Source organism: Enterobacter sp. HNDS-6, from assembly GCF_039850505.1.
In the GTDB taxonomy this organism is placed as follows: domain Bacteria; phylum Pseudomonadota; class Gammaproteobacteria; order Enterobacterales; family Enterobacteriaceae; genus Enterobacter; species Enterobacter kobei.
Map to the genome: position 1 here is coordinate 4,072,882 of NZ_CP156673.1, position 22,399 is coordinate 4,095,280.

Consider the following 22,399-nt stretch of genomic DNA (forward strand, 5'->3'; position numbering starts at 1 on the left):
GTACATGCCGCCGTGCGCGGCGGCATGTCAGCGCACAACTTAGTGCATACCCAGACGAATCAGCTCAATCGGCTCGAACTTACCTTCGCATCCTTCCACTTCCACCGTTTTGCTGCGGCGCACCTGCGCGGCATCCAGCCCGTCGCTGTGGATCGCTTTTATCACGCCAGTTTTGCCTGTGCCGCTAATCATCACGCGGCTGCCAGTGGTAATTGCATTGCGGTTACGGTCGTATGTCATCATGGTATTTTCTCCTCTCTAACTTATCCGTTACGGCGGTATTTCAGGTTTCACCGTTCACGGGGCATATAAATACGCCTGTCTGCAAGTGATGTTTTTGTTTTTGATCAAAATCACACTTTTTTCTTAATGACATGAGGTGCTGACGGTTCGCAACAGCAATTTACAAAGCAGACCGTTATTTTCATTTATTGATAGTTTCAACATGGAAGCGTTTAGGGTTGGTTTATATTCCTGCTGCCATTCTGGGTACAGGAAATAACCCTTTCATCGGAATAAGGAGTCAGGCTTATGTATAAGAACATTTTGATGCCTGTAGATGTGTTTGAAATGGATTTGAGCGACAAAGCGGTTCGCCACGCGGCAAGCCTTGCAAAGGCAGAGGGGGCATCAATTACCCTGGTCAACATTCTGCCTGCAAGCAGTCGGTCTCTCCTGCGCGGATTCAATGCCGATATCAAAAAGTTTGAAGAGTATATGACCGCGGAATCCGCGAAGAAAATGAACGAATTAAAAAGACTGTTTGATATTGCCCCAGAGAATATTCACAGCATGGTTCGTTTTGGCAACGTTCGCGATGAAATTATCAAGCTGAGCAAGGAGGGGAAATACGATGCGATTGTCATCGGGTCGAAAAACCCGAGCATCACCACCCATCTGCTGGGATCGAATGCGGAATCCATTCTGCGCTACGCCACGATTCCGGTGTTAGTCGTTCGCTAAACCCAACGCCGCGCCCAACAGGGTGCGGCGAATATTACTCCTCGCTAAACCACTCGCTGTTTTCCTGACGAATAAGCTGCACGGATTCGCTGATTTCCTGCAAATGCAGCGTCATCGCTTTTTCCACGCCGTCCGGGTCGCGTTTTTCCAGCGCGCTGAAAATATCGTGATGCTGTCTGAGCAACATTTCCGGCGGGGAGACGTGATCGAGGCTCATATAACGCACGCGGTCGATGGTGGCCTTAATGTTCTCAATGGTATCCCAGGCCAACTGACAATCCGCTATTTGTGCCAGTTTCTGGTGGAATTCATCATCGAGCTGGAAGAAATCGTTGAGCTGCTTACGGTCGATCGCTATACGCTGCTGATGCAGGTTCTGCTCCAGCAGGTAACACTGGTTATCATTGATAAGCGTTGCCGCCCGGCGGGCGACCGCGCATTCAATGGCCTGGCGAACGAAACAGCCGTTACGCACCTGAGAAAGTGAAATTTTGTTTACGTAGCTGCCGCGCTGCGGGCGGATCTGAATCAGGCCGTTTTCAGCAAGCTTAATGAACGCTTCACGCACCGGCTGACGGGAGACGTCAAAACGCACCGAGACCTCTTTTTCAGAAAGCGGCGTTCCCGGCGGAATCAGGCAATGGACAATATCACGTCGCAAAATGCGATAGATTTGCTGGTTTACGGGCTGGGTGGGATTGAGTTGCGATTCAGCGGCCATGAGTTGTCATTTCTCAGAGAGTTAGCCTGAACATACTACCATTCTTTTCGGACCCGAAACAGACCCGGCCCGCAGGCCGGGTGGGGCTTATTTAGCCACGATGGACGCTAAGTCCGGCAAAACTCTGGGTGACTGGCATCATTTCCACGGTATTGATGTTGACGTGCTTAGGCAGCGTCGCCACCCACCAGACCGCTTCAGTGACATCTTCCGGCGTCAGCGCGTTAGCATTTTCGTAGGTTTTATCCGCTTTCGCATCGTCACCCTTGAAGCGCACGTTGGAGAATTCGGTGCCGCCCACCAGACCCGGCTCGATATCGGTAACGCGAATGGCGGTGCCGTGCAGATCGGTGCGCAGGTTCAGGCTGAACTGACGGACAAACGCTTTGGTCGCACCATAGACGTTGCCGCCCGCGTAAGGCCAGCTCCCGGCGGTAGAACCAATATTGATAATGTGACCGCGATTACGCTCAACCATGCCCGGCAACACCGCGCGAGTCATATAGACCAGCCCTTTGTTGTTGGTGTCGATCATGTTTTCCCAGTCTTCAACGCTGGCTTTGTGCGCGGGCTCCATGCCCAGCGCCAGTCCGGCGTTGTTGACCAGCAGATCAATGGCGCGCCACTCGGCAGGCAGGTTAGCAATCATCTCTTCAATGGCTGCGCGATTGCGCACGTCCAGCTGTGCGGTCAGGATGCTGTCACCTAATTCATCTTTCAGCTCCTGCAGGCGCTCCTGACGACGGCCCGTTGCAATCACCTTGTGCCCGTTGGCGACGAAGCGACGCGTGATGCATTCACCAAAACCCGCCGTTGCCCCGGTAACTAAAATAATCATCTCACTGTTCCTCAACGCTTTTTGTGTTGTACTAACATAGCACGGCCGCAGAGGGTGCGTTAAGGCAACATTTGTATGACAGCATTGCAGGTGATGGCGGCCTGGCCTACTCTGGGAAGATATCCGTTCTGAGGAGTGAAAGATGACGGCCACGAATCCTTTTTTTGAAATCAGTCTGTTGCCTTACCAGGCACCCCATTTTGATCAGATTAACGACAGTCACTATCGTCCGGCGTTCGATGAAGCGCTGCGTCAGAAGCGGGCGGACATTGATGCGATTGTCTCGCAAACCGCCGCGCCAGACTTCAATAATACCGTGCTGGCGCTGGAGAAAAGCGGCGTTATGCTCTCGCGCGTCAGCAGCGTCTTTTTCGCCATGACCTCTGCGCATACCAATCCGTACCTGCAAGAGTTAGAGGAGCAGTTTTCTACTGAACTTGCCGCGCTGGCGAATGACATCTGGCTGAATGACACACTTTTCGCCCGCGTTGAGAGCGTCTGGCAAGATCGCGGTGCGCTGGATGCCGAGTCCCGTCGGCTGGTCGAGGAGACGTACCAGCGGTTTATTCTGGCCGGTGCGCGTCTGAATGAGACAGAAAAAGCCGAGCTGAAGGCGCTGAACACCGAGGCAGCCTCCCTGACCAGCCAGTTTAACCAGCGTCTGCTTTCCGCCGATAAAGCGGGTGGGCTGGTGGTGGATTATGCGCATCAGCTTGAGGGGCTCAGTGCAGAAGAGATCGCCGCCGCCGCGCAGGCGGCCGCGGAAAAAGGGCTTAACGACCGCTGGCTGATCTCGCTGCTGAATACGACTCAACAACCTGCGCTCTCTGCGCTGCGCAATCGGCAGACGCGTGAAAACCTGTTCAACGCAGGCTGGACGCGTACCCAGAAAGGGGATGAAAACGATACCCGCGCGCTGATCCTGCGTTTGACGGCGCTCCGTGCGCGTCAGGCTCGCCTGCTCGGCTTTGAGGATTACGCCAGCTGGAGTATTGCCGACCAGATGGCGAAAACCCCCGACGCCGCGCTGGCCTTTATGCGCGGCATTGTGCCCGCCGCCCGTGCCCGAGCGGAGCGCGAACAGGCCGATATTCAGAAAGTGATTGATGACGAGCAGGGCGGTTTCACCGTGCAGGCCTGGGACTGGGCCTTTTATGCCGAGCGCGTGCGCCAGGCGAAATATGCGCTTGATGAGTCGCAGATCCGGCCCTACTTTGCGCTCAATACCGTGTTGCATGACGGCGTCTTCTGGGCGGCCAGCCAGCTGTTCGGTATCCGCTTCGTGGAACGCTTCGATATTCCGGTTTATCATCCGGACGTTCGCGTATGGGAAATTTTCGACCATACCGGTGAAGGGATGGCGCTGTTTTACGGCGACTTCTTTGCCCGCGATTCCAAGCAGGGCGGAGCCTGGATGGGCAATTTCGTTGAACAATCTTTTGAGTTTTCTGCCCGCCCGGTTATCTACAATGTCTGTAACTACCCAAAACCGGGTAACGGGGGCACCGCGTTACTCTCCTGGGACGACGTAATTACCCTGTTCCACGAGTTTGGGCATACCCTGCACGGTCTGTTTGCCAGCCAGCGCTTCGCCACGCTGTCCGGTACCAATACGCCCCGTGATTTCGTTGAATTTCCGTCGCAGATCAATGAACACTGGGCCAGCCATCCTCAGGTATTTACCCGCTACGCCCGTCACTACGAAACCGGTGAACCGATGCCGGACGCGCTGCGGGAAAGCATGCTCAACGCGACCCATTTCAACAAGGGTTATGACATGACGGAGCTGCTGGGTGCGGCATTGCTGGACATGAACTGGCACGCCATCAGTGAAGCCGAATCTGACGTTGAAGCCTTTGAAACGGCTGCGTTGAAAAAAGAGGGGCTGGACCTGCCCGCGGTACCCCCGCGTTATCGCAGCAGCTATTTCGCCCATATCTTCGGCGGTGGCTATGCGGCGGGGTATTACGCCTACCTGTGGACGCAAATGCTGGCAGACGATGGCTATCAGTGGTTTGTCGAGCAGGGCGGGTTGACGCGTGAAAACGGACAGAAATTCCGCGAGGCGATTTTGTCGCGCGGGAACAGCACTGATTTAGGTGAACTTTACCGGAACTGGCGCGGGCACGATCCGAGGATTGAACCGATGCTGGAGAATCGTGGGTTAAGTGAATAGTGTCCATTTGGGCTGAAAAAAAGAACCGGGCGTGAAGCCCGGTTTTTTATACCCTTTAATCAGCGATATTTTAGCATGCTTTTGAAAGATAACCGGTGAAATTGAACGCGCCGATAAAAGGATTTTTTATTAATAGAGACAAAGCTCTACATTCGAGAACTGTTAATAATTTGATCTGGGTTGTAAGAAATAAAATCTTCTTTCAAATGTCTTTTTTAATTCTAAATTTTTGCCCTTTTATGCCGATAAATGAGGATAACAAAAAAATCGACGTTATAGCAGTTAAGAAGGCGAAAGATGACCCTACCTCTGACCACTCCTGGCTTTACGGATGCTGAGCATTCTAAGAGGCTGATAAATAAAACCTTTACCTATGTTGTAACGTTGCTGATCGCTATTTTTGCGGCGGCAATAATTTCTTTGTTGATAATAAAAAATAATGTTAATGAAATCAGCGATTCGCATGATGATTTCTTACTAAGAAAAGCGTTAGATACCCGACAGGAGAGCATCCGTAGCCATTTGAAAGACTATGCGGAGTGGGGGGATGCCTACAAACATCTTCATCAGAATGTTGACATGCACTGGGCATGGGATAAGCAGAATCTTGGCAAGTCTCTGTATGATAACTTTGGCTATGAGGGGGTGTTTGTTCTCTCTCCGGAAGGCGCCACGCGCTACAGCGTGATTTCCGGGAAACGGATACCTGAAGATCTGGAGCGTTGGTTGGGTCAATCCACAAAAGACCGTTTACTCAGTGAACTGAGCAAAAAAAAGGGATTGCCGGTGTCCATGCTAACGCTTATCGACGGCATACCGGCGATTGTTTCTGCTGAATGGATAACAACGGGTGATGATTCGAGTGTGCAACCGTTACCGGGCAGGCCTTCAGTCATGGTGTTTGTCGACAAATTAACGGCTAAAAAACTCCTTGCGATTGGGCATGATGCCGCCATCAAAAATGTTCGCATTTCACCCAATGAAGTGAATAATCAGACGTCATTGACCATAAGCACGCCAAATGGTGATGTGCATATTTTATGGGACAGTGAAAATCCTGGCCAGGCGCTGATCGTTTATTTCCTGCCATTACTCATTCTTTCCGTACTGCTGACAATATCGATGACGGTGATCCTTATGCGTCATATTATGCACAAGGCGAGAATTCATGACGAAAATGCCTTTCTCCTTGAGCAGGCACGGTTGAATCTTATCACCAGTGAAAAACGATTCAGGGATGTCAGTGAAACAACCAGCGACTGGTTCTGGGAAACTGACTTATCGTTAAAGATTACATGGCTATCAGGTCGTTTCTCCACGGTAACGGGATATGAACATAGTCAATGGATCGGCCGCAGGCTGGATGAGCTCTTTCCGTCGACAAGTCACTTACTTCATGATCGTGTCCGCCACCGGGAATTAACTGGACGCTTCGAATTTAAGAATTGCCCTTATATTAACTATCAGCAATCCACGTCCTACTGCACGCTTCTGGCTAAATTTTCTTCTCAGCCTGATGGTTCGGTGGTTTTACGGGGCGCGGCAACAGATGTCTCTCTGGAAGTGGAAGCAACTAAACGTGTGGAATTTCTGTCACGGCATGATGAATTAACGGGGCTTCCAAACCGGTATCATATTAAGGAGTTTCTGGCGGGCCGGTTAGCCAATGAAGGCGTCAATAATTATCCCTTTGCAATGATTTGCCTGGATCTGGACAAGTTCAAACCCGTCAATGACATTTTTGGGCATTCCACCGGCGACGCTCTGCTTGGCGAGGTCGCCCTTACGTCTTAAAAGCTGTATTCGGAGCGGTGATTTTGTTGCACGGCAGGGCGGGGATGAATTTATGCTGCTCCTCGGTAACACCAGCCAGACAGACCAGATTGAAGAGGTGTGCCAGCGCATCGTGTCAGAACTCAACCGTCCTTTCACCATTGATGGCAATGATGTGACAATAGGGGTAAGCATGGGGATTGCACTGGCCCCACAAGACGGCAACAGCGCAAACGATCTTCTGCGCTATGCTGACATTGCGCTTTACCAGGCAAAACAATCCGGGAGAAACCGATGGGTCTATTATCGCCAGGATATGTCGGAAAAGCTGACCGAACGCAGAAAACTCGAACTGGAGCTGAAGACCGCCATTCGCGAAGACCAACTCTATCTGGTTTATCAACCGCGTTATAACCTCCGATATTCGAAAACAGATGCCGTCGAAGCGCTGGTCCGGTGGCAACACCCGGATCGAGGAACCATGATGCCCGATCAGTTTATCCCGTTGGCTGAAGAAACAGGGCTGATTATTAGCCTCAGCAACTGGGTCATTCGTAAAGCGTGTACGGAGGCCAAAGATCAATTGCCAGGGTTATCGGTATCAGTCAACATTTCGGCTATTGAATTCCAGGCGAGCGATCTGGCTGAAAGAGTAAAAGAAATTCTTCACGAAACGGGACTTGAACCCACCAGGCTGGAAATAGAAGTGACTGAAAATGTCACGCTTTCCGATCCAGAAAAAACGTTGCACACCATGAAAGCCCTCAAAAAAATGGGCGTACGGATTCTGATCGATGATTTCGGTACCGGCTATGCCTCTCTGAGCTATCTTCGAAAGTTTCAGTTTGATGGGCTAAAGCTCGATAAAAGCTTTATTTTTACCTTAGCGGATTCGCCACAGAACCAATCGGTAGTCGAGAAGATAATCGATTTGGGTAAAGCCTATTCCATGGAAGTGACCGCTGAAGGAGTGGAGACCAGCGAACAGCTGGCTTTTCTTAAAAAAAATAAGTGTGATGAAGTTCAGGGGTATTTACTTGGAAAACCCGCCGCCATTGCCGATCTCAATTTAAACGGCAACCTGGTGAATACATAAACGCGTTTTTGCATCTTCCGCGCCCCCTGAAACAGGGAAGCGTCAGCGAAAAAAAAACCGGGCTTTTCGCCCGGTTTTTTATCTTACGACCAGCACAGGGCATTTTGCGTGGCGCACCACTGCCGCCGCATTTGAACCTAACAGATACGTTGATATGTCAGGTTTATGGGAGGCGATGATGATCAGGTCGGCGCCGATGGTGTCCGCGAGTTTAAGGATCTGATCTTTTGGCGATCCCGTAACGGCGTGCGTCTGCACCTTTTCTGGCGGAATTTTAAATTGCTTAACGATTTCATCCAGTTTTTCTAAGGCCGCATGCTGGAACTCTTTTAGCTTCGGCATCTCCACGGAGTAGGCCAGGCCTAAAGATGAATAATAAGGTAGCGAAGGAATGACCGTAAGAAAATGGACTTTAGCTGTGTTAAGTGCGGTATGAGCCTGAACGAAAGGAATCACCATATGCGTCAGGCTATCTTCGGAAATATCAATGGGAACCAAAATTGAATTGTACATGTGTCCCTCCTGAGTGTTTTTTACACAATTCAGGTTAGACCGTTAATTCCAGGAAAACAGAGAGCAGGTTGTCATAACGGAGACAAATTTCGGTTCTGTGATAGCTATACAGGCGAACGTTCCCGGCATGGGGTCAATGACGCGATCTGCACGACAATCCGTACCTGCAACGCGACGTATCAAACCGCGCAATGCCGGGTATACTACGTTTTAATTTTTTCAGGCGACCCTTTGTAAAGGCAGGCAGTATGTCTCTTCGTTCGCTACGGGCGTTATGCCTGACCAGTTTTTTCATTGCGGATGTCCGCGATGGCCTCGGCCCTTTTCTCGGTATTTTTCTCACCGAACGTCACTGGACGCCCGATGATATTGGTATTCTGATGACGGCGGGCGGGCTGGCGGGTTTACTGGCCACGCTCCCGGCGGGATTCATCACCGACACCTCCCGAAACAAACGCGCTGTACTCGCGCTGCTTTGCCTGTTGATCACCCTGAGCACGCTTCTGCTCTGGTTTAGCCAGCAGAGCGGCGTTGTCGCCGTTTCACAAATTATCACCGGCATCTGTGCGGCGTTTGTGGGGCCATTGATCACCGGAATTACCTTAGGGCTGACCGGCCAGAGTGGGTTCAGCGCGCAGATGGGCAAAAATGAGGCGTTTAATCATGCGGGCAATTTTATGACCGCACTGATGGCTGGCGGCATTGCCTGGTACTGGGGCGTCGGCGGAATTTTCCTGCTGATGACCTGTACGACGTTGCTAACGTTGTGTGCGCTGCTTGCCATTCGCAATAAGGATATCGACAACAATGCCGCGCGCGGGTTGTCCTCTCCAGCGAACCTGCCTGTTCCGGGCTTTGCGGTGCTGATTAAAAACCGGGCGCTGTTTGTTACCGGACTGACGCTGCTCCTGTTTCATCTGGCGAACGCTGCGCTGTTACCGATGCTCAGCATGAGGGTTGCGGCGGCACCCGCCTCAATCAACCCCGGCTTGTATGCAGCGGGCACTGTCATTATTTCTCAGGCCGTGATGATCCCCGTCGCCATTTGGGTCGCACGGAGAATAGAACACTACGGCTACTGGAGATTAATTATGCTGGCGCTGCTGGTGATGCCGGTGCGTGCGGCGCTGGCGGCGTCCACGGACGCGCCGTTGATGATGATCCCGGTGCAAATTCTCGACGGGCTGGCCGCAGGCATCCTAGGCGTCGTGGTACCGTCGTTTATTGTTGTGCTGTTGCGAGGGAGCGGGCACGTCAATGCCGGGCAGAGCGTGGTGATGTTGATGCAGGGCGTTGGGGCATCGATGAGCCCGGCGTTAACCGGCACGATAGCCGGGCATTACTCCTTTGCGACGGCATTCAGCGTGCTGAGCGCGATTGCGCTGGTGGCCGTCCTGCTCTGGTGGCGCGTTGCTCACCGAACCTGGGAAACAGACAGTACGCCGGGTGGGGCATAGCCGCCACCCGGCGTCATACTTATGCCAGCTCGTTAGGGCAGGCTTCGCCTTTTTCCAGCTGCTGCAGGTTGCCCAGCGTGGTTTCTGAAATGCTGATCAGCGCTTCAGCCGTCAGAAACGCCTGGTGACCGGTAAACAGGACGTTATGACAGGCAGACAGGCGGCGGAACACGTCGTCCTGAATCACATCGTTGGACTTGTCTTCAAAGAACAGATCGCGTTCGTTCTCATACACGTCCATCCCGAGCGCGCCAATTTTCTGGGTTTTCAGCGCTTCGATAGCGGCCTGAGAGTCAACCAGGCCACCACGGCTGGTGTTGATGATCATCACGCCGTCCTTCATCTGGTCAAACGCCGCCTGGTTCAGCAGGTGATAGTTTTCCGGCGTCAGCGGGCAGTGCAGGGAGATCACATCAGACTGCGAGAACAGGGTCGGCAGGTCAACATATTCCACGCCCATCTCCAGCGCCGCGGCGCTTGGATACGGATCAAACGCCAGCAGACGCATGCCAAAGCCTTTGAGGATCCGCAGGGCAGCGACGCCAATTTTCCCGGTCCCGATCACCCCTGCGGTTTTACCGTACATGGTAAAGCCGGTCAGCCCCTCCAGCGAGAAGTTGGCATCACGGGTGCGCTGATAAGCGCGGTGAATACGACGGTTGAGCGACATCATCATGCCAATCGCATGTTCCGCGACGGCTTCCGGGGAGTAGGCCGGAACGCGCACCACCTTCAGCCCCAGCTCTTTCGCCGCATCGAGATCCACGTTGTTAAAGCCTGCACAGCGCAGGGCGATATACTTCACTCCCTGTTTTTTCAACTCTTCCAGCACCGGACGACTGCCGTCATCGTTAACAAAAATGCAGACGCCTTCACAGCCGTGCGCCGTTTTGGCGGTTTTTTCGGACAGCAGAAAGTCGAAAAATTCAAGCTCAAACCCGTAAGCTTCGTTAACATGTTGCAGATACTTTTTGTCGTACTGCTTTGTGCTATATACCGCGAGTTTCATAAGACTTTCTCCAGTGATTTTGCATTCACGTTAGCATGATTAAAATTATCTTACAATTTCTAAAATATTATTGAATTCAATAAGTTCTATGAATTATTCTAGAGCATCTATCCTTAAAAATGGCATTTCCTTCAACTGACTGGCTAAACATGCGACAATGAAAGGCATCGTCGGCTTAATTCTTTCGCTAAATCAGGATATTAACTGCCCATGAAGGGTAAATACAAAGCCGCACTTGCGCTTTTACTGCTGTTCATCTTATTGCCGCTGACGCTGCTGATGACGCTCGCTCAGTGGGTACCGACGCTTGCAGGGATCTGGCTTCCCGTCGGGACGCGTATCGCTTTCGAAGAGAGTCCTAAAATGACTCGTCATGCGCTGGTGATCCCCGATCTCCGCTATCTGGTTGAAGAGTGCGAAATTGCTCGCATTGAGAACGTGACGCTGTCACATCCGAGCCGCTGGCAGCTGGATATCGGCGCGCTGGATCTTAACGCCGTCTGCCTCAGCAAAATTCCCCAATCCGCGCCGTCGACCGTTGCCCCCAAAACGCTGGCGCAGTGGCAGGCGGTATTACCGAATACCTGGCTGACCATTCACCGTCTCACCCTCTCGCCCTGGCAGCAGTGGCAGGGTGAGCTGAAGGCCTCGCTGACCCCGTCCAGCCAGGAGATAGCCTATAAAGGCGAGCGGGTGAGCATTCAAGGAACGCTTCGCGGCCAGACGCTTTCGGTCAGCCAGTTCGATGTTCAGCTACCCGATCAGCCGCAGCCCATCAAACTGGTGGGGGAGTTCACTCTGCCGCTGGTGCCGGATGGCGTGCCGGTAAAAGGCCACGCGGTGGCGACCTTAAACGTGCCACAATTGACGTCTCTCGTCGATGCCGATCTGGACTGGGAAGACAACCGTGGACAACTGGTGGTGATGGCGCGAGACAACCCTGATCCACTGCTCGATCTGCCGTGGCAAGTTACGACGGAACAGCTGAACATCAGTGACGGGCGCTGGAACTGGGATCTGTCCGGTATGCCGCTGAGCGGACGCGTTTCGCTTCGCGCCGATAACTGGCAGCAGGGGCTTGAGAAAGCCACCCTGACCGGGCGTTTGAACGTGCTTACCCATGGTGATGCGGGGAAAGGCAACGCGGTACTCAATATTGGGCCCGGCAGGCTCAGTATGGAAAACAGCGATATGCCGCTGCATCTGAGCGGTGAGGCGAAGCAAAACGACCTCATTCTTTATGCCAAACTGCCGGCAACACTGACTGGCAGCCTATATGAACCGCAACTCGCCTTTGAACCGGGCGCACTGCTTCGCTCGCGCGGGCGCATCATTGACTCGCTTGATATCGATGAAATCCGCTGGCCGCTGGCAGGTGTGAAGCTGACGCAGAAGGGCGTGGACGGGCGGTTACAGGCTATCCTGCGTGCCCATGAAAACGAGATGGGCGATTTTGAACTGCATCTGGACGGGCAGGCGAACGACTTTTTACCCGACAGCGGTCTCTGGCAGTGGCGCTACTGGGGAAAAGGGAGTTTTACGCCGATGCATGCCCGCTGGGATGTCGCCGGGAAAGGCGAGTGGCGTGACAAACTCATTGAGCTCACGGCGCTCTCCACCGGTTTTGACAAGCTCCAGTATGGAACCATGGAGGTCAGCACGCCGCGTCTGGTGCTGGATCAACCCGTGCGCTGGTTCCGTGACGCCGAAAAGCCGACGTTCAGCGGCGCGCTGGCGCTCAATGCCGGGCAAACCCGTTTCTCCGGTGGCAGCACGCTGCCACCGTCGGTGCTGACCTTTAGCGTCGACGGCACCGATCCGACGGTGTTCCAGTTTAAGGGCGACCTCCATGCAGAGAAAATCGGCCCGGTACAGGTGAATGGTCGCTGGGATGGTGAACGTCTGCGCGGGCAGGCCTGGTGGCCGAAACAGTCGCTCACCGTGTTCCAGCCTCTGATCCCTCCGGACTGGAAAATGACGCTGCGTGACGGGGAACTCTATGCGCAGGTGGCTTTCTCGGCGGCGGCCGATCAGGGCTTTGAGGCGGGGGGGCACGGCGTGCTGAAAGCCGGTAGCGCCTGGATGCCGGATAACCAGATCAACGGTGTCGATTTTGTGCTGCCGTTCCGCTTCAGCAAGGGGACCTGGTCCCTGGGCACGCGCGGCCCGGTTACGTTGCGTATTGGCGAAGTGGAAAACCTGGTGACCGCGCGCAATATTACCGCCGATCTACAGGGGGATTATCCCTGGACGGAGGACAATCCGCTGCTGCTTACCAACGTGAAAGTGGAAACCCTCGGCGGGAAGATTACGATGCAGCAGTTGCGGATGCCGCAGCACGATCCGGCGCTGCTTCGCGTGGACAATATCTCGTCAAGTGAACTGATCGGCGCCGTCAATCCTAAACAGTTTGCCATGTCAGGCCCGGTAAGCGGGGCGCTGCCATTCTGGCTGGACAATGAAAAATGGATCATTAAAGATGGCTGGCTGACCAACCCTGGCCCAATGACGCTGCGTATCGACAAAGATACGGCGGATGCCATCGTGAAAGATAATATGGTTGCGGGTGCCGCGATCAACTGGCTCCGCTATATGGAAATTTCTCGTTCGTGGACAAGAATCAATTTAGATAACCTGGGTGAATTAACCATGCAGGCGACCATCAAGGGAACCAGCCGTGTGGATGGCAAAAGCAGCTCCGTCAACCTGAACTATACCCATGACGAGAATGTCTTTACCCTCTGGCGCAGCCTGCGTTTTGGAGACAACCTGCAAACCTGGTTTGAGCAACACGCGGCGATACCCGGTCTCCGTAGTTCGACTGGCAAGGAAAGTGAGGAACAACAATGAAAAAGATGGCTGGTGTACTCACCGTTGCCGTTGCTGCGCTACTGACCGGCTGTACGCCGCGTATTGAAGTCGCTGCGCCGAAAGAGCCGATTACCATCAATATGAATGTCAAAATCGAACACGAGATCCACATTAAGGTCGATAAAGACGTTGAAACCCTGCTGAAATCGCGCAGCGATCTGTTCTGAGGATGCCATGAAACGTTTAGCTCTGATTCTACTGGCTCTGGGGATGAATGCGCAGGCGGCTGCGCTGACCTTAAATGATGCCCGGGCGCAGGGGCGCGTGGGGGAAACACTCAGCGGGTATATTGCCCCGATCCAACAAGATGCTGAAACGCTGGCGCTGGTAAACCGTATTAACGCGGCGCGCACCGAGAGCTATCAGAAGCTGGCCGACAGCAATAATTTACCGGTCGATGAAGTGGCGAAAATGGCGGGGCAAAAACTGGTTGCCCGCGCGCAGCCGGGCGAATACGTGAAGGGAATTAACGGCAAATGGCTGAAAAAATAGCTAGCGGTGGCGCTTGCGGTATTCGCCGGGCGAGACGCCAAAACGCTGCTTAAAGGCCGTTGAAAAATGGCTATGGTCGGTGAACCCCCAGCTGTAGCCAATTCCCGCCAGCTTTTCATCATCCCCGGCAGAGCGCAGCACCTGCGCACAGAGATCCAGCCGACGGTTTTTAATGTACTGCGCGACCACCAGCCCCTTCTCGGCAAACATGCGGTAGAGGCTGCGCACGGACATCCCGCTCTCGGCGGCAATCCACTCCGGGCGCAGAGAGTCAGACTGAATATGATCGTCAATCAGCGCCACGACATGCTGGAACTGGCGTTCCTTGCGCGGCTGAATCACGTCGCGTTGCTGAAACGCGGGGCGCAGCAGGCAGACCATGGCTTCGAGCGCGGCTTCGCTCTCCCGGTCACTCAGGTCGGCGTTGTTCATGCTTTCCATCAGCAGGCGATGGCTCAGCTGTACCGTTGGCAGCGAGCGTGAGAGGGCGAGCGCGCAGCTAATCTCATGGAAACGACACTGTTGCTCAATAATCTGGCGGGGTACCAGCAGCGAAATCTGGCGGGATTTTTCCTGCCAGTTGATTGAGCAGGGCCGGGAGGCGTCAAGCAGCGTGATATCGCCTGTTCGGAGCACAGCGCGACGGTCATCCTGTTCAATTTCCGCACTGCCCTCAAGCTGGAAGACGGTATAGAACCAGGCATCATTACTCTGTTTGATCTCCTGACGGGAGCGGAACAGATTTACGCCGCCGGCGGTGACGGTGCTGAGCTTCAGGCTGCGCGCATAGCTGGTCTCCAGTTCGCCGACGAATTTTCCCCCGGTGGGCTGTGCATTAAAACGCCCGCACACCTGGTTAATCTGCGCCAGCCACTGCTGATACTGTTCCTGCTCGCTTGCACACGCCATCGTTTCTCTCACTGCATCGTCAATGTTTTCGCATTGTTGCATTTATGTTGCGTTTTGTCAGAGCTCTGGGCTGACTATAGGAAAGAACACTCATCGGGAACAGCGATATAAGGTGGAATTATCACGATTTGCGGCACCTGTCACAGGTGGCAAAGCGAATGTCACAGAGACAAAAGCGAGAATGCGAAACCCCTCTTAGACTGGATGAACACCCTGCGAATAATAACGAAGGAGTATCCTATGTCTGAATCTCAGGTGGCTATTCAGCCTGCCGTGCAGCAGTTTTTAGACCGACATCATGGCCTGTGGATTGAAGGGCGTCAGGCCGCGTCGGACAGCGAAAAGCGGCTCAACGTCTATAACCCGGCCACGGGCGAGGTGATTGCCTCGACGGCCGATGCCAGCGTCGATGACGTTGACCGTGCCGTCATGTCCGGCTGGCGTGCTTTTGTTGCCCGCAGCTGGGCCGGAAAATTACCGGCGGAGCGCGAGCGGATCCTGCTCCGTTTCGCCGATCTGGTTGAACAGCACAGCGAGGAGTTGGCCCAGCTTGAAACGCTGGAGCAGGGGAAATCGATTAACATTTCCCGTCTCTTTGAAGTGGGTTGTACCCTGAACTGGATGCGCTATACCGCCGGGCTGACCACCAAAATTGCAGGCAAAACCCTCGACCTTTCTATTCCCCTGCCACAGGGGGCGCGTTATCAGGCATGGACACGTAAAGAGCCGGTTGGCGTGGTGGCCGGGATTGTGCCCTGGAACTTCCCGCTGATGATTGGGATGTGGAAAGTGATGCCTGCGCTGGCGGCGGGGTGCTCGATTGTCATCAAGCCATCAGAAACCACGCCGCTGACCATGCTGCGCGTGGCGGAACTGGCCAGTGAAGCGGGCATTCCGGACGGGGTATTCAACGTGGTGACCGGGAGCGGCGCGGTGTGCGGCGCAGCGCTGACCTCGCATCCGCATATTGCAAAGGTGAGCTTTACCGGCTCAACGGCGACGGGCAAGCAAATTGCCCGCGCGGCGGCAGATACCCTGACAGGCGTGACCCTGGAACTGGGTGGCAAAAACCCGGCTATCGTACTCAAAGATGCGGACCCGGCGTGGGTGATCGAAGGCCTGATGACCGGGAGCTTCCTGAACCAGGGGCAGGTGTGTGCGGCGAGTTCCCGTATCTACATTGAAGCGCCGCTGTTTGACACGCTGGTCAGCGGCTTCGAACAGGCGGTGAAATCCCTGAGCGTCGGGCCGGGCATGTCCCCGGAAGCATTTATCAACCCGCTGGTGTCGCGTGCGCATTGTGACAAGGTGCAGACTTTCCTCGATGAAGCGCAATCTCGCCACGCAGAGCTGATTGTCGGTAACCGTGGCCCGGAAGGGAAAGGCTATTACGTTTCGCCGACGCTGGTGGTCAACCCGGATGCCGCGCTGCGCTTAACCCGCGAAGAGGTGTTTGGCCCGGTGGTCAATCTGGTGCGCGTTGCCGATGGTGAAGAGGCGCTTCAGCTGGCAAACGACACCGAATATGGCCTGACCGCCAGCGTCTGGACGCAGAATATCAGCAAGGCGCTGGAGTACACCGACAGGCTGCAGGCGGGCACCGTCTGGGTAAACAGCCATACGCTGATCGACGCCAACCTGCCGTTCGGCGGCATGAAGCAGTCTGGCACCGGTCGCGACTTTGGCCCGGACTGGCTGGACGGATGGTGTGAGACGAAGTCGGTTTGCGTGCGGTATTAAGAAACAAGCCGGGTGGCGGCTACGCCTTACCCGGCCTACTTTCTCTGGTTTTGTAGGCCGGGTAAGCGCAGCGCCACCCGGCATTATTCAAAGCGACCACCGATCCCGTCCGGCCTCTTTCGCCCGATAAAGCGCCGCATCGGCGCGGGCGATTATTTCGGTGCCGGCTAACCCCTCCGTCATGCCGGCAATCCCCATGCTCACGGTCACATGGTCGCTGACCGTCGAGGCGCCATGCGGTATGGCCTCCGTGCGCAGCCCGTCCTGAATACGCATGGCAACCTTTTCTGCGATGTTTAGCGGGCAATTGAAAAGGATCACCACAAACTCCTCGCCGCCGTAACGTGATACGACGTCGTCCGGCGTTCGTACCGACTGCTTCAGCACCCGCGCCACGCGCGTCAGGCAGTCATCACCCGCCTGGTGGCCGTAGGTGTCGTTGTAGCGTTTGAAATAGTCGATATCCAGCATAATCAGCGAGAAAGGTTTCTTCTGCTCAACCGCGTTTTCCAGCACCACCTCCATTCTCCGGCGGTTGGCGGTTTTGGTTAGCGGATCCTGATGCGCCAGCGCATCCAGCCGTGAGATCAGCAGTTGATTTTGCTGATTACGACGCCAGGCTTCATCAAACCAGCTCAACAGGATAAAACGCCCGCAGATCAGGATCAGGGTAAACACGCTCCAGATGATGACAAAGTGAAGGTTGAGGCCATCGTTGAGTATCCAGCTTGCGACCGGCAGAGTGATCCAGAGCGGAAGCACAAAGGCGAGTAATCCCTCAGGGTAAAAGTAGAGCGCCGTTAACCCTGCGAGTAACAAAATTACGCACAGCGGCCAGACGTGGGGCAGCAGCAAATAGGTAATAAACAAAAAACAGGATACCGACCAGATGGCGCTACAGATAAAGAGCACCACGCTGATACCCGCAATACGCCGCCAGGCCATCAGGATCAACGCGGCAGAGAGGATAATAATGCCGAGCATCGAGGCATCGACCAGGGTCGTCAGTTGCGGTATATGAGGATAAAGCGGATCGCTGGCCTTAAGCAGGACGTGTCGCAGCAGGATCATCACGGCGAAGCTGACGTTGACGAACGCCAGCCAGGGCAGGTTCATCGCCAGCCCATGCATGACCATCGCGTGGCGCGTCGGCCAGGTAGCGCGTTCCAGTGTCGGTTTTTTTCTTTTTTCCATAAAGCCCTTTCCCGTCCGGGGGATAAATCATGCAGGTGAGATATCTGTAACTATAAGCAAGCATGGACGATCCTCAAACGGCAGGGCAAAAAAAACCGGGCGATTGCCCGGCGGTGGGTTATTTTTCGTCTTTTTTCTTTCCGAGCGTTGGCGTCTCGTCGAAGAAGTTCCACGGTTTAAGCAGGGCATGCACCCATTCCGTTGGCATGATCGGCCACTCTTCAGCACGGGCGACATGGGTCGTGCCGGTGGTCATCCAGACTACGTCATCCTGATCGTTAAGCGACTCGTTATCTTTGCTGTACTGTCCCAGTCCCGTGTCGTGGATGGAGCGGTTAGGGAATTTACCTTCCGGATAGAGTTCATCCGGGTGGTAACGGGTCACCCACAGCTGTTTATCCATAAAGCTCAGGCGATGGTAGATCCACTCATCCGGGGCAAATTTCGCGCCGGTTGCCACCGGATGGGTGCCGCCCGCGTAGGGAATAATCTGATACGAGACCGGGTTGCCCATGCGGTTCTCTTTACGGGTGTTGCTCAGCAGGCGAATAGTGCCCGGGTCAAATTTCTGTGCCGCCTGCTGTTCGGTATCAATGTCGTACTGATTGACCTGCATGGTACTGGTGCGCGGGCCACCGGCGGTATTGGGTTTCACTTCCGGATCCATCGCCACCAGCTTGTTGTTAATACCATCGACATCCATATCAAGACGGAAGTTATAGATGTGCTGGTGCGTGGTGCCGACAATGTTGTGGTCAATCAACGTGCCGTAACGGGTATCGTCTTTGGCGGTGGCGTCATGCATGGTTTTGGCCTGAACGCCTTTCACGGCTTCGATACCCGTCGCGCCAGCATCAATGCCGAGGGTGCCGTTCTCGTGGAATACCCAGTCGAAGATGTAATCGTAGTTACCGACGGTACTCACCCAGCGCACCACCAGTTCACGGCGCTCGGCGCTGACGTTTGGCTGACCCATCTCCTGATGCTTGTATTCCGGCCCCGCATAGCGTTCGAAAATGGCGATTGCGCGCGGGATCTCCATCGGCGCGCCGGTATAGTCCGGGATGGTTTCATTGAGCATCACGGCGTTGGATGGCACGTCTTTACCCCGCACCAGCGGCGAGGTCAGGGTGCCCATGCCGTAGTCGCCGGAGTCGAGATAGGCTTTAAAGTACCAGCCCACGTCCGGATCGCCGTAAGGGACAATCATGCCGCCGAGCGACCCCTGATACATCACCTGACGTTTCTTGCCGTTGTCGTTATACGTGACGGTTGAGATCATCGGGCCCACGCGCGAGTCCAGGCTCAGATGGAAATCCCAGTTCTGCCAGTGCACTCTGTCGCCGGTTATGGTGTAGTTCTTGCCTTCCGGTTCAATAATGTCGAGTGGTTTTTTCGGTGTCTCTATGCGGTCGCGGCCATCATAGGGACGCGGGGTCAGGGGAACCGGGATAACGGCACCTTCTTCAATCTTCTGGATCTTCTTCTGCTCAAGGTCGACCACCGCCACCAGGTTTTCAATCGGATGTGCCCAGTAGTTGCCGTCGCCGACATCCAGATAGCTCACCACTTTCAGCAAACGGTCTTCCTGCTTAAGGCCATCTTTACCGTCGAAATAGCCGACGGTCAGCGGCGTGGTAATCACTTTTTTCGGGTCGGTTATGCCGTGCTTTTTAAGCACCTCAGCAAATTCAGTACTGTCGTTAATGATCTGCTGAACCGCGGTGAAATCATCCAACAGCACCATGCCGTGCGCGTCTTTGACCGGTTCCCAGCGCAGAATTTTTTTATCCTTCAGATCCACCAGGCTCTCGATGACATGCTTTCCGTCGAGCATGACGATCTTCGCCTGGCGAGGGGCATCGACTGCCGTACCGTTGAGCACATAGTCCCACACTTTGGCTTTCTCTGGCTCCGCAAGGGCGATCTGGGTAAAGCGGGTATTCGGTTTAAAATCCGCAGAGGCTTTAACAATCTCTACGGCTTGCTTAATTTCGTCTGCCGTGAGCGCATTTAACGGGTGAGGACTTTTTTCAACCTGGAAGGTCTGATCGAGACCGGACTGGAAAACATCGTTGATGAACGTCTCTGAGATAAAGGCCTTGTTGCCTTTCATCACCACCGGCACCTCAAGCGTGAGGGTTTTACCGTTGACGATAGCGGTTTTTGCGCCCGGTTTGACCTTCACAAAGGCGCCGTCTTTCGCAATGGTGAACATCTGTGCGTAATCGTCCCACTGCACGTCTGCGCCGAAGTCCTGCAGCGTTTTGTCCATCGGGACCATATGCGCCTCGCTGCCGTGGGCGAAAACAGGGGATTGCCAGGCGCAACACAGCGCAACGGCCATGGCCAGTGCCGTTCTACGGGCAGAAAAAGAAGAATTGCTTCCCATCGTAGACCTCATCTTGTTGTGTTTATTGTGTTGTGTCAGCCTTATCCTGACAGACGCCTGAGAAAAGCGTTTGCCTGCATCTGCCAGGTTATTTGTTGCACTTGCCAGGTTAAAAAAAGAGCGGGACGGTGTCACACCCGGCAGGTCGTCGTAGGCCGGGTAAGCATCGCGCCACCCGGCAGGGAAGGCGGTGAAGGTAAGGTGTTAGAATTCACCCCGCTGGCGCGCCACCAGCGTCAGGATGGAGTAGAGCGCAACGGCCTGCTGGTGCTGGTTGAAAATCTCAACCGCCCACTCCACCACGCCCGTCGGTTTTTCTTCCGCGGTGCGCTGCTTCTTCAGCGTTTTGCGTTTGCAGGTGAGGCGCACCTGAATGGTGTCGCCCGGTTTGACCGGCTCGATAAAGCGCAGGTTTTCCATACCGTAGTTGGCAATCACCGGTCCGACCCCCGCATCGACGAACAGTCCCGCTGCGGCGGAGATCAGGAAGTAACCGTGAACCACCCGTTCGCCAAAGATCGACTCTGCCGCACCAATCTTGTCCATATGGGCGTAGAAGTGATCCCCGCTCAGACAGGCAAAGTTCACAATATCCGCTTCCGTCAGGGTGCGACGCGGCGTCAGCAGGCTATCGCCCGGCTGCAGCTCCTCAAAGTATTTGCGGAACGGATGCACGCGATCTTCTTGCACGGTTGCGCCGCGCACCCACTGCTTGCCAATGGCCGCCAGCATGGTCGGACTGCCCTGAATCGCCGTGCGCTGCAGGTAGTGCTTCACCGCGCGCAGGCCGCCCAGTTCCTCACCGCCGCCCGCGCGACCCGGACCGCCGTGCACCAGCTGCGGCAGCGGGGAGCCGTGGCCGGTGGACTCTTTGGATGATTCCTCGTTGAGGATCTGAATACGACCGTGGGCACGTGCCGCACCGGCAATGAACTGGCGGGCAAGGGCTAAATCAGCGGTAACCAGCGTTCCTGCGAGGCTGCCGCCGCCCGCGCGGGCAAGCGCCATCGCGTGCTCTGTGTGGCGATACGGCATCAGCGTCGCTACCGGGCCGAAAGCTTCAGTTGAGTGCACCGCAGGGGTTTCGTCCGGCTGCGGACAGAACAACAGGGTCGGTGGGAAGAACGCGCCCGCGGCTTGTAAATCCGCTTTGCCACCCAGACGGATCTGGCATCCCGCCGTAACCAACTGGTCCACTTTCTCCTGCACGTCGGCGCGCTGTTCGGCATTCACCAGCGCGCCCATCTTCACCCCGTCCTGCGCCGGATCACCCACCACCACTTTTTCCAGCCGGGCAATCAGCGCCTGGCTGACGGCATCAATCTGATTCTGGGGGACGATGATACGGCGGATAGCGGTACATTTTTGTCCGGCTTTGGCGGTCATCTCGCGAACGACTTCCCGGATAAACAGGGCAAACTCCGGCTGCTCCGCCGTGACGTCTTCACCCAGCACGCAGCAGTTCAGGGAGTCGGCCTCCATGGTGAACGGTATCGCGTTCGCCACAATATTCGGGTGAACGCGCAGGCTTTGCCCGGTACTGGCGGAGCCGGTAAAAGTCACCACGTCCTGGCTGTCGAGATGGTCAAGCAGGTCTCCCGCGCTGCCGCAAATCAGGCTAATGGCGCCGTCCGGCACCAGTCCGCTGTCCACGATAGATTTCACCATCGCCTGTGTCACCTGCGCGGTGGCGGTGGCCGGTTTAATGATGGCGGGCATCCCGGCAAGCCAGGTCGGCGCCAGCTTTTCCAGCATCCCCCAGCAGGGGAAGTTAAAGGCGTTGATATGTACCGCCACGCCGGATTTCGAGGTCAGAACGTGGCGAGCGGCAAAACCGCCTTCTTTTGACAGCGGGATCAACTCATCTTCCGGCCACAGCGTGTCATCCGGCAGCTCCCGGCTGCCCAGGCTTGCGTAAGTAAAGAGAGTGCCGATCCCGCCTTCAATATCCACCCAGCTGTCCGCTTTCGTCGCCCCGGTCTGGGCGGAGAGGGCATAGAACGTCTCTTTTTCGCTAAGCAGGTGTTTCGCTACCGCTTTCAGCATGGCTGCACGTTCAATAAAGGTCATCTTATGAAGCGCTTCGCCACCGCGCTCAATCGCATAGCGACGAGCGGCCGCCATATCCACCCCTTCGCTGGTGACTTCCCACAATGCTTCGCCGCTGATGGCGTGATGAATGGCGCGTTCACGGCCCCGGCCAGACTGCCAGGTACCGGACAAGAAGCTGGCTAACTGCTGCATCGCTTATCTCC

The 22,399-nt window shown here is 55.0% G+C and carries 18 protein-coding genes; 9 read left to right on the forward strand and 9 right to left on the reverse strand.

Features of this window, described 5'->3' with window-relative positions; all coding sequences use genetic code 11:
• Positions 1-39: 39 nt before the first annotated feature.
• On the reverse strand, positions 40-243 hold the full coding sequence (gene ydfZ, locus ABFI50_RS19115; RefSeq protein WP_014883679.1) for a putative selenium delivery protein YdfZ: 204 nt from the start codon (positions 241-243) through the stop codon (positions 40-42).
• A 288-nt stretch (positions 244-531) separates the two neighbouring features.
• Between ydfZ and ABFI50_RS19120 the strand changes: the two genes are divergently transcribed.
• Complete coding sequence (locus tag ABFI50_RS19120) at positions 532-963, forward strand: universal stress protein (protein ID WP_014883680.1); 432 nt, start codon at positions 532-534, stop codon at positions 961-963.
• 34 nt (positions 964-997) lie between these two features.
• Here ABFI50_RS19120 and ABFI50_RS19125 read toward each other — a convergent pair whose 3' ends face one another.
• Positions 998-1,684 (reverse strand): GntR family transcriptional regulator, encoded by a 687-nt coding sequence (locus tag ABFI50_RS19125; protein ID WP_014883681.1) that lies wholly within the window; start codon positions 1,682-1,684, stop codon positions 998-1,000.
• Positions 1,685-1,775: 91 nt separating this feature from the next.
• The gene (ydfG, locus tag ABFI50_RS19130; RefSeq protein ID WP_023330307.1) at positions 1,776-2,522 is read right to left on the reverse strand and encodes a bifunctional NADP-dependent 3-hydroxy acid dehydrogenase/3-hydroxypropionate dehydrogenase YdfG; all 747 of its coding nucleotides are present in this window, start codon (positions 2,520-2,522) and stop codon (positions 1,776-1,778) included.
• A 142-nt stretch (positions 2,523-2,664) separates the two neighbouring features.
• On the opposite strand from ydfG, the gene dcp reads away from it, so the two are divergent.
• The 3 genes from dcp to ABFI50_RS19145 all read left to right on the forward strand — a co-directional run bounded on the left by dcp (position 2,665) and on the right by ABFI50_RS19145 (position 7,567).
• The gene (dcp, locus tag ABFI50_RS19135; RefSeq protein ID WP_063943080.1) at positions 2,665-4,698 is read left to right on the forward strand and encodes a peptidyl-dipeptidase Dcp; all 2,034 of its coding nucleotides are present in this window, start codon (positions 2,665-2,667) and stop codon (positions 4,696-4,698) included.
• A gap of 297 nt (positions 4,699-4,995) precedes the next feature.
• Positions 4,996-6,492 carry a CHASE4 domain-containing protein gene (locus ABFI50_RS19140; protein ID WP_347484818.1) on the forward strand — a complete coding sequence of 499 codons (1,497 nt, stop codon included), beginning with the start codon at positions 4,996-4,998 and terminating at the stop codon, positions 6,490-6,492.
• Positions 6,431-7,567, forward strand: a complete 1,137-nt coding sequence (locus tag ABFI50_RS19145; protein WP_347484820.1) for a bifunctional diguanylate cyclase/phosphodiesterase — start codon at positions 6,431-6,433, stop codon at positions 7,565-7,567. The genes ABFI50_RS19140 and ABFI50_RS19145 overlap by 62 nt, the downstream gene beginning before the upstream one ends.
• Before the next feature lie 78 nt (positions 7,568-7,645).
• Here ABFI50_RS19145 and uspF read toward each other — a convergent pair whose 3' ends face one another.
• Positions 7,646-8,080: a universal stress protein UspF gene (gene uspF / locus ABFI50_RS19150; protein ID WP_023338284.1), complete on the reverse strand. Its 435-nt coding sequence runs from the start codon at positions 8,078-8,080 to the stop codon at positions 7,646-7,648.
• A gap of 248 nt (positions 8,081-8,328) precedes the next feature.
• On the opposite strand from uspF, the gene ABFI50_RS19155 reads away from it, so the two are divergent.
• Positions 8,329-9,537, forward strand: coding sequence for an MFS transporter (locus tag ABFI50_RS19155; RefSeq protein WP_014883688.1), 1,209 nt, complete (start codon positions 8,329-8,331; stop codon positions 9,535-9,537).
• Positions 9,538-9,556: 19 nt separating this feature from the next.
• On the opposite strand, the gene ABFI50_RS19160 is transcribed toward ABFI50_RS19155, so the two are convergent.
• A complete protein-coding gene (locus tag ABFI50_RS19160; protein WP_045135007.1) occupies positions 9,557-10,546 on the reverse strand; it encodes a 2-hydroxyacid dehydrogenase in 990 nt (329 codons plus the stop codon).
• A 210-nt stretch (positions 10,547-10,756) separates the two neighbouring features.
• On the opposite strand from ABFI50_RS19160, the gene ABFI50_RS19165 reads away from it, so the two are divergent.
• The 3 genes from ABFI50_RS19165 to ABFI50_RS19175 are packed head-to-tail and all read left to right on the forward strand — an operon-like array spanning position 10,757 to position 13,909.
• Positions 10,757-13,396: a YdbH family protein gene (locus ABFI50_RS19165; protein ID WP_063613991.1), complete on the forward strand. Its 2,640-nt coding sequence runs from the start codon at positions 10,757-10,759 to the stop codon at positions 13,394-13,396.
• Entirely contained in the window at positions 13,393-13,584 is a 192-nt protein-coding gene (locus ABFI50_RS19170; protein ID WP_014169918.1) for a YnbE family lipoprotein, read from the forward strand. Before ABFI50_RS19165 ends, ABFI50_RS19170 begins: the two co-directional genes overlap by 4 nt.
• A gap of 7 nt (positions 13,585-13,591) precedes the next feature.
• Positions 13,592-13,909: a YdbL family protein gene (locus tag ABFI50_RS19175; protein ID WP_023330315.1), complete on the forward strand. Its 318-nt coding sequence runs from the start codon at positions 13,592-13,594 to the stop codon at positions 13,907-13,909.
• Here the strand turns inward: ABFI50_RS19175 and feaR are convergent, their stop codons facing one another.
• Positions 13,910-14,818 (reverse strand): transcriptional regulator FeaR, encoded by a 909-nt coding sequence (gene feaR, locus ABFI50_RS19180; protein ID WP_014883693.1) that lies wholly within the window; start codon positions 14,816-14,818, stop codon positions 13,910-13,912.
• A gap of 240 nt (positions 14,819-15,058) precedes the next feature.
• Between feaR and ABFI50_RS19185 the strand changes: the two genes are divergently transcribed.
• Positions 15,059-16,558, forward strand: a complete 1,500-nt coding sequence (locus ABFI50_RS19185; RefSeq protein ID WP_014883694.1) for an aldehyde dehydrogenase family protein — start codon at positions 15,059-15,061, stop codon at positions 16,556-16,558.
• Between the two features lie 87 nt (positions 16,559-16,645).
• On the opposite strand, the gene ABFI50_RS19190 is transcribed toward ABFI50_RS19185, so the two are convergent.
• The 3 genes from ABFI50_RS19190 to paaZ all read right to left on the reverse strand — a co-directional run bounded on the left by ABFI50_RS19190 (position 16,646) and on the right by paaZ (position 22,388).
• Positions 16,646-17,752: a GGDEF domain-containing protein gene (locus tag ABFI50_RS19190; protein ID WP_023330317.1), complete on the reverse strand. Its 1,107-nt coding sequence runs from the start codon at positions 17,750-17,752 to the stop codon at positions 16,646-16,648.
• A 118-nt stretch (positions 17,753-17,870) separates the two neighbouring features.
• Complete coding sequence (tynA, locus tag ABFI50_RS19195; protein WP_063943082.1) at positions 17,871-20,144, reverse strand: primary-amine oxidase; 2,274 nt, start codon at positions 20,142-20,144, stop codon at positions 17,871-17,873.
• 204 nt (positions 20,145-20,348) lie between these two features.
• Complete coding sequence (paaZ, locus tag ABFI50_RS19200; protein ID WP_063943084.1) at positions 20,349-22,388, reverse strand: phenylacetic acid degradation bifunctional protein PaaZ; 2,040 nt, start codon at positions 22,386-22,388, stop codon at positions 20,349-20,351.
• Positions 22,389-22,399: the final 11 nt, after the last annotated feature.

Coding starts and splice junctions, on each gene's coding strand:
- ydfZ (WP_014883679.1), bottom strand. CDS start 243: ATGATGACATACGACCGTAACCGCAATGCAATTACCACTGGCAGCCGC.
- ABFI50_RS19120 (WP_014883680.1), top strand. CDS start 532: ATGTATAAGAACATTTTGATGCCTGTAGATGTGTTTGAAATGGATTTG.
- ABFI50_RS19125 (WP_014883681.1), bottom strand. CDS start 1,684: ATGGCCGCTGAATCGCAACTCAATCCCACCCAGCCCGTAAACCAGCAA.
- ydfG (WP_023330307.1), bottom strand. CDS start 2,522: ATGATTATTTTAGTTACCGGGGCAACGGCGGGTTTTGGTGAATGCATC.
- dcp (WP_063943080.1), top strand. CDS start 2,665: ATGACGGCCACGAATCCTTTTTTTGAAATCAGTCTGTTGCCTTACCAG.
- ABFI50_RS19140 (WP_347484818.1), top strand. CDS start 4,996: ATGACCCTACCTCTGACCACTCCTGGCTTTACGGATGCTGAGCATTCT.
- ABFI50_RS19145 (WP_347484820.1), top strand. CDS start 6,431: ATGACATTTTTGGGCATTCCACCGGCGACGCTCTGCTTGGCGAGGTCG.
- uspF (WP_023338284.1), bottom strand. CDS start 8,080: ATGTACAATTCAATTTTGGTTCCCATTGATATTTCCGAAGATAGCCTG.
- ABFI50_RS19155 (WP_014883688.1), top strand. CDS start 8,329: ATGTCTCTTCGTTCGCTACGGGCGTTATGCCTGACCAGTTTTTTCATT.
- ABFI50_RS19160 (WP_045135007.1), bottom strand. CDS start 10,546: ATGAAACTCGCGGTATATAGCACAAAGCAGTACGACAAAAAGTATCTG.
- ABFI50_RS19165 (WP_063613991.1), top strand. CDS start 10,757: ATGAAGGGTAAATACAAAGCCGCACTTGCGCTTTTACTGCTGTTCATC.
- ABFI50_RS19170 (WP_014169918.1), top strand. CDS start 13,393: ATGAAAAAGATGGCTGGTGTACTCACCGTTGCCGTTGCTGCGCTACTG.
- ABFI50_RS19175 (WP_023330315.1), top strand. CDS start 13,592: ATGAAACGTTTAGCTCTGATTCTACTGGCTCTGGGGATGAATGCGCAG.
- feaR (WP_014883693.1), bottom strand. CDS start 14,818: ATGGCGTGTGCAAGCGAGCAGGAACAGTATCAGCAGTGGCTGGCGCAG.
- ABFI50_RS19185 (WP_014883694.1), top strand. CDS start 15,059: ATGTCTGAATCTCAGGTGGCTATTCAGCCTGCCGTGCAGCAGTTTTTA.
- ABFI50_RS19190 (WP_023330317.1), bottom strand. CDS start 17,752: ATGGAAAAAAGAAAAAAACCGACACTGGAACGCGCTACCTGGCCGACG.
- tynA (WP_063943082.1), bottom strand. CDS start 20,144: ATGGGAAGCAATTCTTCTTTTTCTGCCCGTAGAACGGCACTGGCCATG.
- paaZ (WP_063943084.1), bottom strand. CDS start 22,388: ATGCAGCAGTTAGCCAGCTTCTTGTCCGGTACCTGGCAGTCTGGCCGG.